The 16215-nt window shown below is 48.4% G+C and carries 14 protein-coding genes; 12 read left to right on the top strand and 2 right to left on the bottom strand.

Translation table 11 applies throughout. From position 1 onward, the window contains the following. The first annotated feature begins 91 nt into the window (after positions 1 to 91). From ACFO5U_RS09845 to ACFO5U_RS09835, 3 genes are all read left to right on the top strand, one after another. The gene (locus ACFO5U_RS09845; RefSeq protein ID WP_377278790.1) at positions 92 to 1345 is read left to right on the top strand and encodes a hemolysin family protein; all 1254 of its coding nucleotides are present in this window, start codon (positions 92 to 94) and stop codon (positions 1343 to 1345) included. 154 nt (positions 1346 to 1499) lie between these two features. Then, positions 1500 to 2036 (top strand): RNA polymerase sigma factor, encoded by a 537-nt coding sequence (locus tag ACFO5U_RS09840; protein WP_377278788.1) that lies wholly within the window; start codon positions 1500 to 1502, stop codon positions 2034 to 2036. A 113-nt stretch (positions 2037 to 2149) separates the two neighbouring features. Beyond that, positions 2150 to 3598, top strand: coding sequence for a phospholipase D-like domain-containing protein (locus ACFO5U_RS09835; protein ID WP_377278786.1), 1449 nt, complete (start codon positions 2150 to 2152; stop codon positions 3596 to 3598). A gap of 1122 nt (positions 3599 to 4720) precedes the next feature. Here the strand turns inward: ACFO5U_RS09835 and ACFO5U_RS09830 are convergent. Next, positions 4721 to 6286: an ABC-F family ATP-binding cassette domain-containing protein gene (locus ACFO5U_RS09830; RefSeq protein WP_377278784.1), complete on the bottom strand. Its 1566-nt coding sequence runs from the start codon at positions 6284 to 6286 to the stop codon at positions 4721 to 4723. 37 nt (positions 6287 to 6323) lie between these two features. Next, positions 6324 to 6515: an SE1832 family protein gene (locus ACFO5U_RS09825; protein WP_377278783.1), complete on the bottom strand. Its 192-nt coding sequence runs from the start codon at positions 6513 to 6515 to the stop codon at positions 6324 to 6326. Positions 6516 to 6661: 146 nt separating this feature from the next. Here ACFO5U_RS09825 and ACFO5U_RS09820 point away from each other — a divergent pair, with 146 nt between their 5' ends. The 9 genes from ACFO5U_RS09820 (at position 6662) to ACFO5U_RS09780 (ending at position 16068) form a co-directional block, all read left to right on the top strand. Continuing rightward, complete coding sequence (locus tag ACFO5U_RS09820) at positions 6662 to 8485, top strand: cation:proton antiporter (RefSeq protein ID WP_377278781.1); 1824 nt, start codon at positions 6662 to 6664, stop codon at positions 8483 to 8485. A gap of 155 nt (positions 8486 to 8640) precedes the next feature. Next, positions 8641 to 9204, top strand: coding sequence for an NADPH-dependent FMN reductase (locus ACFO5U_RS09815; protein ID WP_377278779.1), 564 nt, complete (start codon positions 8641 to 8643; stop codon positions 9202 to 9204). Between the two features lie 142 nt (positions 9205 to 9346). Continuing rightward, positions 9347 to 11506, top strand: a complete 2160-nt coding sequence (locus ACFO5U_RS09810; RefSeq protein ID WP_377278778.1) for a DNA topoisomerase III — start codon at positions 9347 to 9349, stop codon at positions 11504 to 11506. A 14-nt stretch (positions 11507 to 11520) separates the two neighbouring features. After that, the gene (gene ybaK, locus ACFO5U_RS09805) at positions 11521 to 12009 is read left to right on the top strand and encodes a Cys-tRNA(Pro) deacylase (protein WP_377278776.1); all 489 of its coding nucleotides are present in this window, start codon (positions 11521 to 11523) and stop codon (positions 12007 to 12009) included. Positions 12010 to 12064: 55 nt separating this feature from the next. Beyond that, positions 12065 to 12709 (top strand): YczE/YyaS/YitT family protein, encoded by a 645-nt coding sequence (locus tag ACFO5U_RS09800; RefSeq protein ID WP_377278775.1) that lies wholly within the window; start codon positions 12065 to 12067, stop codon positions 12707 to 12709. 162 nt (positions 12710 to 12871) lie between these two features. Beyond that, complete coding sequence (locus tag ACFO5U_RS09795; protein WP_377278774.1) at positions 12872 to 13507, top strand: class I SAM-dependent methyltransferase; 636 nt, start codon at positions 12872 to 12874, stop codon at positions 13505 to 13507. Between the two features lie 13 nt (positions 13508 to 13520). After that, positions 13521 to 13994, top strand: coding sequence for an S-ribosylhomocysteine lyase (locus ACFO5U_RS09790; RefSeq protein WP_377278773.1), 474 nt, complete (start codon positions 13521 to 13523; stop codon positions 13992 to 13994). 11 nt (positions 13995 to 14005) lie between these two features. Then, positions 14006 to 14938, top strand: a complete 933-nt coding sequence (locus ACFO5U_RS09785; RefSeq protein WP_377278772.1) for a PLP-dependent cysteine synthase family protein — start codon at positions 14006 to 14008, stop codon at positions 14936 to 14938. Beyond that, complete coding sequence (locus tag ACFO5U_RS09780) at positions 14938 to 16068, top strand: bifunctional cystathionine gamma-lyase/homocysteine desulfhydrase (RefSeq protein ID WP_377278771.1); 1131 nt, start codon at positions 14938 to 14940, stop codon at positions 16066 to 16068. The genes ACFO5U_RS09785 and ACFO5U_RS09780 overlap by 1 nt, the downstream gene beginning before the upstream one ends. The last annotated feature ends 147 nt before the right edge of the window (positions 16069 to 16215 follow it).

The following is a 16215-nucleotide window of genomic DNA, read 5'->3' as shown; positions in this document are numbered from 1 at the left end:
GTTTTCGACAAGAGGAAAAATGCTATGGTATTATGTATGGTACGGAAACAGTTCGAAAAATTTTATGTGTAGTTCACTGGAGGAAACAAATTTGTTTATCGCATTGGCATTATTTCTGGTCATGTCGTTTTTCCTGTCGGGAAGCGAAACGGCTCTAACGGCAGTTAATAGGATGAAGGTCCATCTTCGCGCGGAGCAGGGGGATGTTAAAGCCCAAAAGCTCGAAAAGTTAATCGCGAAGCCGGACCGGATGATTACGACTATCTTGATCGGTAATAATATTTCCAATATCATGCTGCCGACGCTTGTGACGACGATCGCCATCACAAGAGGATGGGAAGTCGGACTGGCGACCGCCATTTTGACCATTATCCTCATTATCTTCGGTGAGGTACTACCGAAGACCATCGCTGCGACCTTCGCTGATAAAATCGCTTATATCGTCGCACCGATCATCGGTGTCTTGGTAGTTTTGTTCAAGCCGCTGACATGGCTGCTTGCGCAGTTCACGAATATCTTTATCCGCATCATTTCAAAAGGCAGCGTCAAAGAAGCGACGATGACCAAAGAAGAGCTTCGGACAATGGTCGACATCGCTTCTACTGAAGGGACTTTCGCAGCGGATGAATCGGAGCGCATCAAAGGCGTGCTCGACTTCCCGCATAAGGACGTTTCGGACGTCATGTCGACGCACCGTACGGATACGGTCGGCATTTCCATCGATTGGACCTATGAGGAAGTCCGCGACTTGATTCTTGATTCTTCTTATACGCGTTATCCGGTGTATGAGGAAAGCATGGACAATGTTGTCGGTTTGTTTTATTCCAAGAAATTGATCGAATGGTCGATGAACCCGAATTTAACACTAGCTGAACTGATGGATGACAATCCATTGTTTGTGGTCCAGTCGGTCAGTGTCGAAAAGGTATTCAAATTAATGATGGCGAAGAAAAAGCATATGGCCGTCATTTTGGATGAATACGGTGGCACACTTGGCATCGTCACGCACGAAGACATCATCGAGGAAATGATTGGCCAGGACATCGAAGACGAAACGGATGTCGAAGACGATGAACTCGTCTTTGAAATGACCGACACGACACTATCTTGCCACGGTCGCCTCGAAATCGAAGATGTCAACCAAATGTTCCAAGTTGAAGTGCCTGAAGACCATGATACAATTGCAGGATTTGTCATGCAGCAGCTCGGGCATGTGCCTGAGGTCGGCGAAGAATTCACATATGAGGGCTTGCATGTTGCTGTCAATGAAATGGACAGAAATCGGATCGAACGCCTGACCATCACAAAAATCGCCGAAGCGGAAGAACAACAAGCAATCCAATAAAGTAACATGACGATAATGAAAACCGGCTCAGCAACAAGGAGCCGGTTTTTTCGTTTCTTACAACATTGTAAGGACGGTGAAAGCGGGAACGATAGAGCGTAAGTTAAATCTCAGGCACAATAAGGGCATAAGATCACCGGACGGAGGAACACCGATGGAAGAGCTGTATGCCGAATACAATCGATATATCTATCATTTATGTTTGAAATTGACCCGCAATAAAGCGGAAGCAGAAGATTTAATGCAGGAAGTATGGCTGAAAGTGGTGCGCTACGAATCATCGATCGCTGAGGTCGATCATGCGAAAGCTTGGCTGACAACCATCTGCATGAACACTTTCCGTGACCGCTATCGTAAAAATGTACGCCGCAGTAAACATATCGCAAATCAGCCGGAAGGGCTGGATATTTCACTGCTGGACTTGATCCCGACCGACGATGCAGGGACAGCCGAGCTTCTAGAAAAACAAGACGTCTCGGTGATGATTCGTCATAAGATTTCCGAACTGGACACGATTTACCGCACCACCATCGTCTATTTCTATGTCCATCAATATTCGCTCGTCGAAATTGCCGAAGCGATGAAAGTATCGATCGGAACGGTTAAATCCCGCCTGCACCGTGGCAAACAGCGCTTGAAGGATATGCTATTGGAAGATGTAAGAACCCGTGAATACGTAGTAGTTGTCTAAATATCACTCTTTAAATCAGCCTAATTAAGGGCTGATTTTTTTCATGGGAAATAATAACTTATATTTTTCCGCCGCTCTTGTGATTATAATGAAGCAAAGGGGCGATCGATAAAATGAAAAAAGTGAAGGATTATAGCAAACGCCGGCGCATTATTATGGGAACTGTCGGGGTTCTTGCCGCTATGTATATAATTGTAATCGTATGGCAAACTTTTAAACCACTGCCAGAGGGCATATCTTATGCTGGAGACATGCATACAGCAGAAGAAGTAGAGCTAATCTACGACCTGAGCTATGCACAGGACCGGGAAGGAACAGATTTGGAACACGAACTGAGGATTTTTGATGAAATCAATAGTTTGATAGACCGGGCAGAAGAATTTCTCGTACTCGACTTTTTCATGTTCGATAATTTTGATGACCAGGAAGAGGATTTTCCGGCAATTGCAGAACGTTTGACCGATCATCTCATAGCGAAAAAACAGGAAAATCCTGATTTTCCTATTTACTTTATTACCGATCCAATAAATATCGGATACGGCTCTTACGATAGTATTTTACTGGATGCACTTGAGGCAGAAGGTGTGAAAGTCATCATTACCGACCTCGACAAGCTGCGTGATTCCATGCCGCTTTATTCTGGATTGTACCGCATCATTTTCCAGTGGTTCGGCAATGAAGGCGAAGGCTGGATACCGAACGGCATGTCAAGCGATGCGCCTGATATGACGCTGTCATCTTATATGACCTTGATGAATGTCAAAGCCAATCACCGGAAAACGATCATTTCCGAAAAAGAAGCAATTGTCAGTTCTGCCAACCCGCACAATATGAGCGGACTGCATGGAAATATGGCATTTCGGGTGAGCGGCCCTGTACTCGACGATATACTGGAAGCCGAAGAAGCGGTATCGAAAATGTCCGGAGGGCCGGATTTTCCGCGTGCGCAAATGCCTGAACAGCAAGGTGAATATGGTGTGCAATATGTGACCGAACGGCAAGTGCAAAAAGCGTTATTGGAACATATCGGCAACACAGAAGCTGGTGACAGCATCCATATGGCGATGTTTTATTTATCCGAGAGTGACGTGAAAGACAGCTTAGTCGAAGCAGTGAACAGAGGTGTAGAAGTTCAACTAGTACTGGACCCGAATGCCAATGCGTTCGGAAACGAAAAGAGCGGTTTGCCGAACCGTCCGGCGGTGCATGAAATGCGTGCAGCGACTGACGATAAAATTCAAGTCCGCTGGTATAACGCAGTAGTCGGGCAGTTCCATACGAAGGCGATAATGATTCGCGGGCAGGAAGACAGCTTCATCGTGAGCGGGGCAACAAATCTAACCGAGCGCGCGTTGCGGGATTATAACCTCGAAGCGAGCATCTTGATCCAAGCTCCGACAGATAGCGAACTTATCGGTGAAATGGATACTTATTTTGATCGAATTTGGAACAATGAAGATGCGCTTTATACATTGGATGTAGAAGAATATCAAGACGATTTCACATTCTGGCAACGCGGCATCTATAATTTCCAGAAACTGTTCAAGTTGACGACTTATTGACAGTAAGTAAAGGATAGGAGAAAAATAGTAAGTATAAATAGTTTGCGCTATTAGACTACGCTTCAATAGCTGCTTGGGGCCTGCAGGATGCAGGTCATGCAGCTGATGCAGCATAAATGAAAAGAAGTGGGTGGAAAAGCTTCTGCTTTTCGACTGCGTTGCAGAGGGCTTGCTTGGGGCTCGCAGGATGCGAGTCATGCAGCTGAAGCGACAGGACGTCGCACCCTCAGCTGCCCGTGAATGGGGCGGGTGTTGAGCCAACGTGCCATAGAACGTGGCACGTTTGTCTCGCCAGCCCGCGCGGTCCCACAGGCGTCAGCCCCCTTCCACTTCGTCTCTAGTTTTAGAAAGGTGAAGAATTTTGCTGTTCACCGGGTAGTATGTGAAACGCATTATGTCTCTAATTCTTAAGAAACGACTCAACTCTAAGGAAGCGATTCCCCCACTAGCCGGAAACTCATCAAAAAGCAGAGCGATTTAAACACCCTACACACAATGAAATCTCTCAGCCGCCCAGCGCCAAGGGTGAGCCGATGCAGCAAGACAGGCGTCCTTCCTGGCTTGCCTGCAAGAGGCCAACCCAAGCCGGGTGGCGCATAGCAAAATGAAGCTAAAATCGAACACAGAAACAGTTCCACAAGAAAACCCTAACTGTCTAATGCTAAACTTCCCCGGGAAGCGATTCCCCAACTAGCCGGAAACTCATCAAAAGCAGAGCGATTTAAACACCCTACACACAATGAAACCTCTCAGCCGCCCAGCGCCAAGGGTGAGCCGATGCAGCAAGACAGGCGTCCTTCCTGGCTTGCCTGCAAGAGGCCAACCCAAGCCGGGCGGCGCATAGCAAAATGAAGCTAAAATCGAACACAGAAACAGTTCCACAAGAAAAACCTAACTGTCTAATGCTAAACTTCCCTCGGGAAGCGATTGCCCTGCTAGCCTGCAAGAGGCCAACCCCAAGCCGGTCAGCGACAATCAGATGAAAACACAACCGAACCATCATAGCGATTGCGGAAGCCAACTCTTGCTATCTTCTTGTTCATCTCACTTTAGAAGAGCGAGACGCATCCAAACAAAAAACCCGCTGTACACGAAGTTTCACGTGTGCAGCGGGTTTTAAATTTATTCTTGGTTTTGCTTGCCAGCTTCGATCCAGTCTTCAACATTCCAGACTTTAGTCGCAAGGCCATCGTAGAAATCCGGCTCGTGGCTGACCAGCACGATCGTGCCTTTATAAGCTTGCATCGCACGCTTAAGTTCAGCTTTCGCGTCGATGTCCAAGTGGTTCGTCGGCTCATCGAAAATGAGCCAATTGCTTTCTTCAAGCATCAATTTGCACAAGCGGACTTTCGCTTGCTCGCCGCCGCTCAATTGGTTCATCGGGCGGCCGATATGCTCGCTCTTGAGGCCTGTGCGGGCAAGGGCACCGCGCACTTGTCCTTGGTCCATCGAAGGATAAGCATCCCAGATTTCATCGATCGGACGGTGAGTCGGAGCTTTGACTTCCTGCTCGAAATAACTTGGCGTCAAGTATTCTCCGCGGATGACATCGCCGTCCAGCGGCTTGATCTTGCCGAGCATCGTCTTGAGCAATGTCGATTTCCCGACACCGTTCATGCCGACTAAAGCGATTTTCTCGCCGCGCTCGATCATGAATGACAATGGCGGTAGCAATGGTTTGTCATAGCCGATGCGCAAGGCTTCGGCTTCAACTACGTAGCGGCTCGGACTGCGCGTTTCTTTAAAGGCGAATTGCGGTTTGGCCGCGATTTCCGGTTTTTCGATGCGGTCCAAGCGGTCCAATTGCTTCTGGCGGGACTTCGCACGGCCGGTAGTAGAGGCGCGCGCTTTGTTTTTCGCAATGAATGTCTCGGTTTTTTTGATCATGTCTTCTTGTTTTTCATAGGCATCGAGATGCTGCTTTTTAGACAATTCCGCAAGCTCGATGAACTTTTCATAACTTGCCGTATAACGGTTCAAGCGTGAAAATTCCATATGGAAAATCACATCTGTAACAGAACTCATGAATTCGGTATCATGCGAGATCAGCAAGAAAGCATGAGGATAGTTTTTTAAATAATTGACGAGCCATTGGATATGTTCTTCATCCAAATAGTTGGTCGGCTCATCGAGCAACAAGACTTTAGGCTTTTCAAGCAAGAGTTTCGCGAGAAGCAGCTTGGTCCGTTGTCCACCCGACAGGGATTCGACGCTGCGGTCAAGACCGATGGCGTTAAGGCCGAGCCCGCGCGCGATATCTTCGATTTTCACGTCAAGCGTGTAAAAGTCGCCGGCATCTAAGGCATCCTGTGCTTCAGCCATTTGTTCAAGCAATTCCTCGAGTTGTTCCGGATCGGCTTCGCTCATTTGCATGGCGATGTCGTTCAATTCCTTTTCCTTTTCATAGAGGGGTAAAAAGGCATCCTGCAAAGTTTGGCGGATACTGCGCCCTGGCGTTAACTGTGTGTGCTGGTCCAAATATCCGTAATGGGTTCTTGGCTGCCATTCCACTCTGCCTGCATCATGGATTTGTTTGCCGGTCAAAATGTTCATCAGCGTCGATTTTCCAACGCCGTTTGCCCCGACTAATCCGACATGTTCCCCTTCGACTAACCGAAACGAAATGTCATTGAATAAAGTACGGTCCCCGAACGTATGGCTCAGGTTTTCTACTGTTAATAAACTCATGTATATGTTCCTCCACTTTCCATAAAAAAAACCGCGGTTAAAGTTCCGCGAGTTTTTGATTTAATTCCGCAAGACGCTGTTCCATTTTCTCAAGCCTTTGTTCGGCTTTGTCGATCATTTTCGTGTGGCCGGTCGCTTCAAGTTTTTCGATATCGCCTTGTTGGCGCATGTAATCGTCCTTCAATTCCGTAATGGCATATTCGACTTCTTGCCTGTTCAATCCAATCACCCTAGTTTTCTTTGTATTGTAACACATTCTGGAGAAATTTAAATGGATACGCTCGGGTTTTCGCTTTCAATGCGCGGGATTGCTCCTATATAATAGCGAAAAAAGAAAGGAAGTGAGATGCCATCGATAGTTTATTATTTGATCTCATGCTTATTATTTTTCTTGGCGTACTATCGCAATGGGTCGCTTGGCGTCTCCAGCTTCCTGCCATCGTATTGATGTCGATTGCGGGTCTGTTGATTGGGCCGTTTCTTGGCATCGTTAACCCGGAGGCGAGTTTCGGTGAGCTGTTCGGCCCGCTCGTATCGCTCGCTGTCGCGATTATTTTATTTGAAGGCAGCTTGAACTTGAACTTTAAAGAAATCCGCGGCTTCAACAAACCGGTTTGGCGCATTGTGACGCTCGGCGCGTTCATCGCGTGGATCGCCGGATCGCTCGCGGCGCATTACATGGCTGGATTATCATGGGCTGTGGCGTTTGTTATCGGCGGCTTGTTCATCGTCACCGGCCCGACCGTGATCTTGCCTTTGCTGCGGCAAGCAAAATTGAAAACGCGTCCCGCTGCTTTACTGAAGTGGGAAGGCATCATCGTGGATCCCTTTGGTGCCTTGCTCGCGTTGTTCGCTTTTCAGTTTGTGTTGTTTGCGGAAGGGGAAGCCACAGCTGCCGCGTTCGGCTTGTTTTTCCTGGCGTCAATTTTTGCGACCGTCATCGGTGCAGGGGCAGGGCTTGGCCTTGGCTGGATGTTCGAAAGGGGGCAAATTCCGGAATTCTTGAAATCGCCGATGGTCTTTGGCGTCGTGCTGTTGACCTTTGTGCTGTCCGATATGGTCATGCACGAGACTGGTTTATTGGCAGTCACTGCGATGGGCTTGGTCATGGCGAATATGAACATCACCTCAATCAACGACATGCGTCATTTCAAAGAAAATATATCGGTTTTGCTTATCTCCAGCGTCTTTTTGATGCTGACGGCTTCACTGAGCATGGATGTGCTATTGGAAATCTTCAATTGGGCCATCATTTCATTCGTGTTGACGATGCTCTTTCTCGTCCGCCCGCTGTCAATTTGGCTATCGACAATCGGCACTGATCTCAGTTGGCAAGAAAAAACCTTGGTCGGCTGGATCGCACCGCGCGGCATCGTTGCGTTGACTGTATCGGGGTATTTTGCCAATGTCTTGTTTGATGCAGGATATGAAGATGCAGAACTACTGACAGCGCTGACCTTTGCGCTTGTTTTCTCGACTGTTGTGGCGCACGGCTTCACCATTACGTGGCTGGGCCGCAAGCTCGGGCTGACTTCCTCGCAAGAGCCGGGTGTCGTCATTATCGGAGCGACCCGCTTTACTACAACACTCGCTAAAGCTTTGAGCGATTTAGGAAAAAATGTCCTACTCGTCGATCCTTCGTGGGGCAGGCTTTCGAAAGCCCGCCAGTTGGGGATTGAGACTTATGTCGGCGATATATTGTCCGAACATACCGAGTATGAAGTCGAACTGACGCCTTATGAGACGATGATTGTCGCTAGCGAGACAGATTCGTACAATGCATTGGTCGTCAATAATTTCGTGCCGGAAATGGGGCGTGTCAATTTGTACCAGACCGCTATCCACCAAGGTGATCCTACCGATTTCCATGCATCTTTGAGCGGGCGTATTTTATTCGGAGACGAGTTCAACATCCATGCACTTGATGAAAAATTCGGTGAAGGCTATGCGGTTCGTGTAACGAAATTGACTAGCCAATTCACCTACGAAGATTACAAAGAAAAATGGCCGAGTGGAACCATTCCATTGTTTATTGTCCGAGTGCAAGGGAAAATTGAGTTTTTCTCAACGGATAAATCATTGGAGCCGAAAGACGGCGATACAATCGTCAGTTTCACAACGCCGGACCGAGACTCCGACCGGATTCAAGAGCGGCTGGAAATCAAGCGGAGCAAACAAGGGCCTCAGACTAAAGAATGAAATCTTTCCATATTAAGCCCTATCGATACGCACGTTAAATCAGTCTTTGCTATGATAAACAATAGCTGCCGCACATCGAGTGCTGCACCACACAAGAGATTAGTTGAAGGCAGACAAGCTGCCTGTCGATACGTATTCGAGGAGGATTCAGGATCATGAAGATTTTATTAGTGGACGGAACGATCATCGGGCGCAAGACTGGCGCGGTACTAGAGCAAGTCAAAGTTTATTTGGAACAATTCAACCCAGAGCTGGAATTGAGCATTTTGAAAATGTCCGATTACGAGCATCAATTCGTCGATGGCCGCCCAACCGCGGAATACAATGACAGCATGCGCGAAATGGTAAGGCGTTTTGAAGAAGCGGATGGCTATATCATCGCTTCGCCGATTTTCCAAGGATCAATTCCGGGTGTTTTGAAAAATGCTTTCGACATGCTGCATCCGCGCGCTATGCGCTATAAGCCGGTGTCGATCGTTGCAAACGGCGGCACGTATCAGCATCACCTGGTCATCGAAAACCAGCTGAAGCCGATTCTTGATTACTTCCGCTGCCTAGTGACGCCGAACTATGTCTATACCCATACAAGCCATTTTGATGATACCAATGCCATCATCAACGAAGATGTGCACGACCGCCTGCGTGAACTGGCCCGTGTATTCGTGCAATACGCAGCCATGAGTACGCATCTCTCGAAAGAATCACTCGATAACCATTAAAAAAACCTCCTCTGGGAGGTTTTTTTAATGTGTTTGATCCTATGGGGATTGCGGAAACAGCTGGGCAGGCAAAGAAGCAGCCACTGCACAAGCGCGGGGATAAGATGCTATACTAGACGCTGTAGAAAAGGGGTTTTAATTTATGAAATCAGTAGTTCTTGCAGAAAAGCCTTCCGTAGCTCGCGATATTGCACGAGTGCTCGGATGCTCGCAAAAAGGAAACGGATATCTAGAAGGAAAACAATATATCGTCACATGGGCGCTCGGCCATTTGGTGACGCACGCACAACCGGAACAATACAATAACGATTTTAAAGAATGGAAGATGGAGAACTTGCCGATCATCCCGAACCCGTTCAAGCTCGTTCCGATCAAGCAGACGATGAAGCAATACAACGCCGTCAAATCCCAGCTAACGCGCGGGGATGTGAAGGAAGTCATCATCGCAACAGATGCGGGGCGTGAAGGGGAATTGGTCGCCCGCTGGATTTTGGAGCAAGCAAAAATCAAAAAGCCGGTCAAGCGGCTATGGATTTCCTCTGTCACAGACAAGGCGATCAAAGACGGCTTCAATAACTTAAAAGATGGCACAGCCTATGAAAACTTGTATCAAGCTGCAGTCGCCCGTGCCGAAGCCGATTGGGTCGTCGGCATCAACGCGACACGCGCACTGACTGTGAAGCATAACGCCCAATTATCGACAGGGCGCGTGCAGACACCGACGCTTGCCATGATCGCGCAGCGCGAACAGGACATCCGCAACTTCCAGCCGAAGCCTTATTACGGCCTTCAGGCAATCAGCGACAAAGCGGCATTCACTTGGACAGACGGCAAGTCTTCCCAGTGTTTCGATAAGGAGAAAATCGACCGCTTATTTGCCAAGCTCGATGCAGCAAACAAAGGCAAGGTCACAGACGTCAAAGTAACACCGAAAAAACAGCCGGCACCGCCTTTGTTCGATTTGACGGAATTGCAAAAAGAAGCATACAAGCGCTATGGCTGGTCAGCCAAAGAAACGCTCAACACTTTGCAGAACCTTTATGAACGCTACAAAATCGTCACGTATCCGCGTACCGATTCCAAGCATTTGACGAGCGATATGAAAGAAACCTTGAAAGAGCACATCAAAGCGGTTCAAGTTGGTGAATACCGTTCGCTCGCGAATTTGGCGCTGAAGAGTGCAGGAGTGCCTCAAAAAGGCGTGATCGATGACGCCAAAGTTTCGGATCACCATGCCATCATCCCGACAGAAGAAACACCGCCCTTGCACGATTTAGGCGATAAGGAATACAAACTGTACGACATGATCGTCCGCCGCTTCCTGGCGGTCTTCCTGCCGATGCATGAATACGACCGGACGACGGTCACGCTCGATGTGTCAGGCGAGACTTTTGAGGCAAAAGGCAACACCATTCGCGTAGATGGCTGGAAGCGCATGTACCAAAATGACGAAGCGGCAAATGATTCGACATTGCCGGCATTTGAGCACGAACAGTCGCTCGATTTGAAAGGCATCACGCTGACAGAAGGCAAAACCAAGCCGCCCGCTTTCTTCAACGAAGGCACATTGCTCGGCGCGATGGAAAACCCGTCCCAGTTCATGGCTGGCGAATCAAAAGAACTTATCCAGACACTAGGTGAAACAGGCGGCCTCGGTACGGTTGCTACGAGAGCGGACGTAATCGATAAATTGTTCAACAGCTTCCTGATCGAGAAAAAAGGTAAAGACTTGACGATTACATCCAAGGGCCGTCAATTGTTGCAGCTCGCCCCGGAAGATTTGAAATCGCCGAAACTGACAGCCGATTGGGAAACGCAATTGACGAAAATTGCCAAGGGCCAAATGAACAAAGAGCAATTCATGAAAGAAATGATTGCTTTCTCGAAAAGATCGGTAGCGGATATCAAATCGAGCGACCAAAAATTCAAGCATGATAATATCACCGGCAAAATGTGCCCGGATTGCGGCAAGCCATTACTCGAAGTGAACGGCAAACGCGGCAAAATGCACGTGTGCCAAGACCGCGAATGCGGATTCAAGAAAAACGTCTCGATGCAGACCAATGCCCGCTGCCCGAACTGCCATAAGCGCATGGATATGGTCGGGGACGGCGATAACAAAATGTTCGTCTGCAAATGCGGACACCGCGAGAAACTGGCGGCATTTGAAAAACGCAAACAGTCCAGCCAGTCTAAAGCGAATAAAAAAGACGTCAACCAGTTTATGAAAAAACAAGACGAGCCGCCGCAAAACACGGCAATGGCTGACGCTTTGAAAAAATTGCTTGAACAAAAAGACTGAGGGGAGTTAGTCCTGTGGCAAAAAAAGCAGCGAAGACCAACGCCGCGCGTATACTCGACCGTGAGAAAATTACTTATGAGCCGCTCCATTACAGCATTGAGGATGGCAGAGTGGACGGCGTCTCGGTGGCTGAAAAGATCGGTTATCCGGCAAGTACCGTGTATAAAACACTGGTGGCCGTCGGGGCTTCCAAAACCCATTATGTATTCCTAGTGCCCGCAGCAGAAGAGTTGGACCTGAAACTTGCCGCTAAAGCGAGCGGTGAAAAGAAAATCGAGATGGTGCCTGTCAAAGAGATCTTACCGCTCACCGGTTATGTGCGCGGCGGCTGTTCGCCGTTCGGCATGAAAAAACCGTTCGCTACTTTTCTTGCGCATGAAGCCGAGGGGCTCGAAGAAATAATCGTCTCAGCCGGAAAAATCGGTTCCCAAATCAAATTATCGCCAAATGATTTACTTCAAGTGACGAAAGGGCAGCTGGCGAAGCTGACAGGACACATGTAAGAACTTCCTGTCCGTCAATATGCGGTCAGTATAGATTAAGAAAGAAGGATACAGGATGAATGTAGCTTTATACTATCGGTGGCTGTTTTTTCTCGCTGGCATGATGTTGTTGGGTCTTGGAATCTCTATGACCATTAAAGGTTACCGACTTGGGATCGGGCCATGGGATGTATTGCATGTCGGCTTGTACCAAAACTTCGGGCTGACCATCGGGACCTGGTCGATCATTGCGGGCTTTACGCTGATCAGTACGACATCTCTCGTACGCAGAAGATGGCCACAGTTCGGAACATGGCTGAATATGCTGCTGATTGGTTTGTTTATCGATTTATTCAACTTCCTTCTCCCGGATATCCATTCGCTGCTCGGCCAGATGCTCATTTTTATAGCGGGTATCTTTGTCATGGGCTACGGTGTCGGCATGTACGTCTCACCGAAAATGGGCGCGGGGCCGCGTGATGACCTGATGCTGATCTTGGTCGAGAAAACACGATACAGTGTCAGCACGATCCGCACATCGATTGAAGGAATTGTCGCACTGATCGGCTGGCTGCTCGGTGGTCCTGTCGGAATCGGCACCGTGGTGAGTGCCTTGCTGATCGGACGGATCGTCCAGAAATCACTCGTGCAATGCGAAACTTTATTAAAATGGCTCATTTTAAAGCGTCAAAAAGACATACCACCAATTTTGAAAATATAAGCTTGCAAGACTCGGCGTTCGCCGGGTCTTTTTTTATGAACGTTGAGCTCCGACAGAAGAAAACCTTCCAGTTGAACTGGGCATGCGCATATGTTATAAATAAAACCAAGTAACATTATTGGTTTAGTTTAAAATAACATCCAAGAGAGCGGGAGTGTAATTATGGGAAGAGAATTTGTTGAGATATTTGATGAATGGGTGCACACTTATGATGAGTCGGTGAGTGGCCATGATCCGGAATATAAAGCAGTTTTCGAAAATTACCAGGAGATTCTGTCGGCTGTCGCGAAGAAAGCTAAAGGGCCAGTCGTGGAATTTGGTGTCGGCACAGGCAATTTAACGGCAGCACTTCTACAAGAAGGGCTCACGGTAACTGGCATTGAGCCAAATGGCGCCATGCGAAGCGTAGCTGCTCAAAAGTTTCCTGAGCTCGACATAATGGATGGCGATTTTTTAGCGTTCGATTTACCGCTAGAGCCGCACAGCTTCGTCAGCAGTTATGCGTTTCATCATTTGAACGATGAAGAAAAAGCGCAGGCCATTCAGCGCTATGCTGAAATCTTGCCGCCTTCCGGAAAAGTGGTATTCGCTGATACCGTCTTCGAATCTGATGAAGCGAAACAGGGACGGATCGTTTACGAAGAAGCGGAAGGCCATGCAAATCTAGTCGAGGACTTGAAGCGCGAACATTATACAACCGTGCCTGTACTGGAAACGATTTTTCAGGAACATGGATTTGATGTCACATTCACACGCTTAAATGAGTACGTATTCTTGATCGATGCGACTAAACGATGAGAGGGAGATTCCAATGAAAAAAATGAATGTAGAAAGCTTTAACCTAGACCACACAAAAGTAGCGGCACCATACGTCCGCTTAGCCGGCGAGAAAACTGGCGCACAAGGCGACACTATCAAAAAGTACGATATCCGTTTCAAACAGCCGAACAAAGAACATATGGACATGCCGGGCCTTCACTCGCTTGAACATATGATGGCGGAGCATAGCCGCAACCATTCGGAACAAATCATCGACATTGGGCCGATGGGCTGCCAGACAGGTTTTTATTTGTCGGTCATCAACCACGATGATTATGAAGACATTCTGCGCATTCTCGAAGCGACTTTGACGGATGTCATAGCCGCCGATGAAGTGCCGGCATGCAACGAGGTGCAATGCGGCTGGGCAGCAAGCCATAGCTTAGAAGGTGCACACGAACTGGCTAAAGAAATGCTGGCGAAAAAAGACGAGTGGCGCCAAGTGTTCAAAGAAGAAACCGCATAAGGGGAATGAACATGAAATATGCAACTGAGATTCAGCAATTGATCGGCCGCACGCCGGTGCTTGAACTGACCCATAGCGCCATTCCGAACGGCTGCCGGATATTTGCCAAGCTGGAGTTTTTCAATCCGGGGGGCAGCGTCAAAGACCGCCTTGGTGTAGCGTTGATTGCGGATGCAGAACGGCGCGGGCTGTTAAAGCCTGGCGGCACGATTGTCGAGCCGACTGCCGGCAATACGGGCATCGGCCTAGCCATTGCGGCGACCGGTAAGGGATATCGCCTAAAGCTCGTGGTCCCGCAAAAATTCAGCATGGAAAAACAAACACTCATGCGCGCACTCGGTGCGGAAGTAATCAACACGCCGACCGCCGATGGCATAAAAGGCGCCATCAAAAAAGCGACTGAAATTGCCGAGCAAGAAGGTGCGTTCATGCCAGCGCAATTTGCAAATGCCGCCAATCCTGATACCTACGTCCAGACACTCGGGCCCGAGCTCTGGGATCAGCTGGACGGAAACATCGACATCTTTGTCGCAGGTGCGGGGTCCGGCGGTACATTCATGGGCACTTCGCGTTTTTTGAAAGCACAAAATCCGAAAATTAAAACAGTCATTGTGGAACCGGAAGGATCGATTTTAAATGGCGGTGAATCCGGCCCGCACAAGACCGAAGGCATCGGCATGGAATTGCTTCCGCCGTTCATGGATACAGAGTATTTCGACGCCATCCACACCATTACTGATAAAGCTGCGTTCGCCGCAGTGTCTGAACTCGCGCAAAAAGAAGGGCTGCTAGTCGGCAGCTCATCGGGTGCTGCGTTTGTCGCAGCGATTAAAGAAGCGGAAAATGCCCCATTTGGCAGCTGCATCGCAACGGTTTTTGCAGATTCGAGCGAGCGTTATTTAAGCCAAGACATTTACGGGGCTCTTTTTGAGGAGGAACAATAATGAAACCGAAAACAAGATTGATCCACGGCGGCATCTTCGGAGACGAAGCGACAGGCGCCGTATCCACACCAATCTATCAAGTAAGCACGTATAAACAAGAAGCAGTCGGCAAATTCAAAGGCTATGAATATTCACGCACCGGCAACCCGACGCGTCATGCACTCGAAGAACTTATTGCAGACGTGGAATACGGACATGCCGGATTTGCGTTCGGCTCGGGGATGGCGGCGATTTCTTCTGTTATGATGCTGTTTTCATCCGGAGACCACGTCATTTTGACGGACGATGTCTACGGCGGCACATACCGCGTCATGAACAAAGTATTGAACCGTTTTGGACTGGAGTTCACTTTCGTCGATACAGGGGATTTGGAGCAGGTAAAAGCCGCTGTACAGGAAAATACGAAAGCGATCTTTATCGAGACACCGACAAATCCGCTATTGAAAGTGACAGATATTGAAGCAGTTGCGTCTTTCGCTAAAGGGAACGGGCTGTTGACAATCGTCGACAATACCTTCATGACCCCTTATTTCCAAAACCCGATATCTCTTGGGGCGGATATCGTCTTGCATAGCGCGACGAAATATATCGGTGGGCATAGCGATGTCGTCGCGGGGCTTGTTGTCGTCAATACTGCACAACTTGCAGAAGAATTACATTTCGTCCAGAATTCCGTTGGAGCCATTCTCGGACCGCAAGATTCGTGGCTGTTGATGCGCGGGCTGAAAACGCTCGGCATCCGCATGGAAGAGACCAATACCAACGCCCAGCAAATCGCTGAATTTCTGGACGGGCATGAGGCGGTCAAAGCCGTCATCTATCCGGGGCTCGATAGCCATTCCGGCAAAACCTTGATGGAAAAACAAGCGCGCGGCTTCGGCGGGATGATTTCATTTGATGTCGGCAGCAAAGAAAAGGCGGATGCCCTTCTTGCCAAGCTGAAATACTTCACCCTTGCAGAAAGTTTGGGCGCAGTAGAAAGTTTAATCTCGGTTCCGGCGCAGATGACGCATGCATCGATTCCTGAAGACCGCCGTGCAGAACTCGGCATCACGGAAGGCTTGGTACGCATCTCTGTCGGTATCGAAGACGTGGAAGATTTGATTGAAGATCTAGGAAATGCATTATAGAAATGAGAAAAAAGCGGACTTTTGTTCGCTTTTTTTTTTAGTTTTTTAAGTGTTGTAGAATTTTTCTAGCTTCGAAAACAACGCTTTCGCCAGTTCTTCATCAATTTAATAACTATCTAAATGTATTTTTGTTAAGCATTACTTGGC

It is taken from the genome of Planococcus dechangensis (genome assembly GCF_042654465.1).
Lineage (GTDB): Bacteria > Bacillota > Bacilli > Bacillales_A > Planococcaceae > Planococcus > Planococcus dechangensis.
This window is presented reverse-complemented; position numbering and strand designations above follow the sequence as displayed.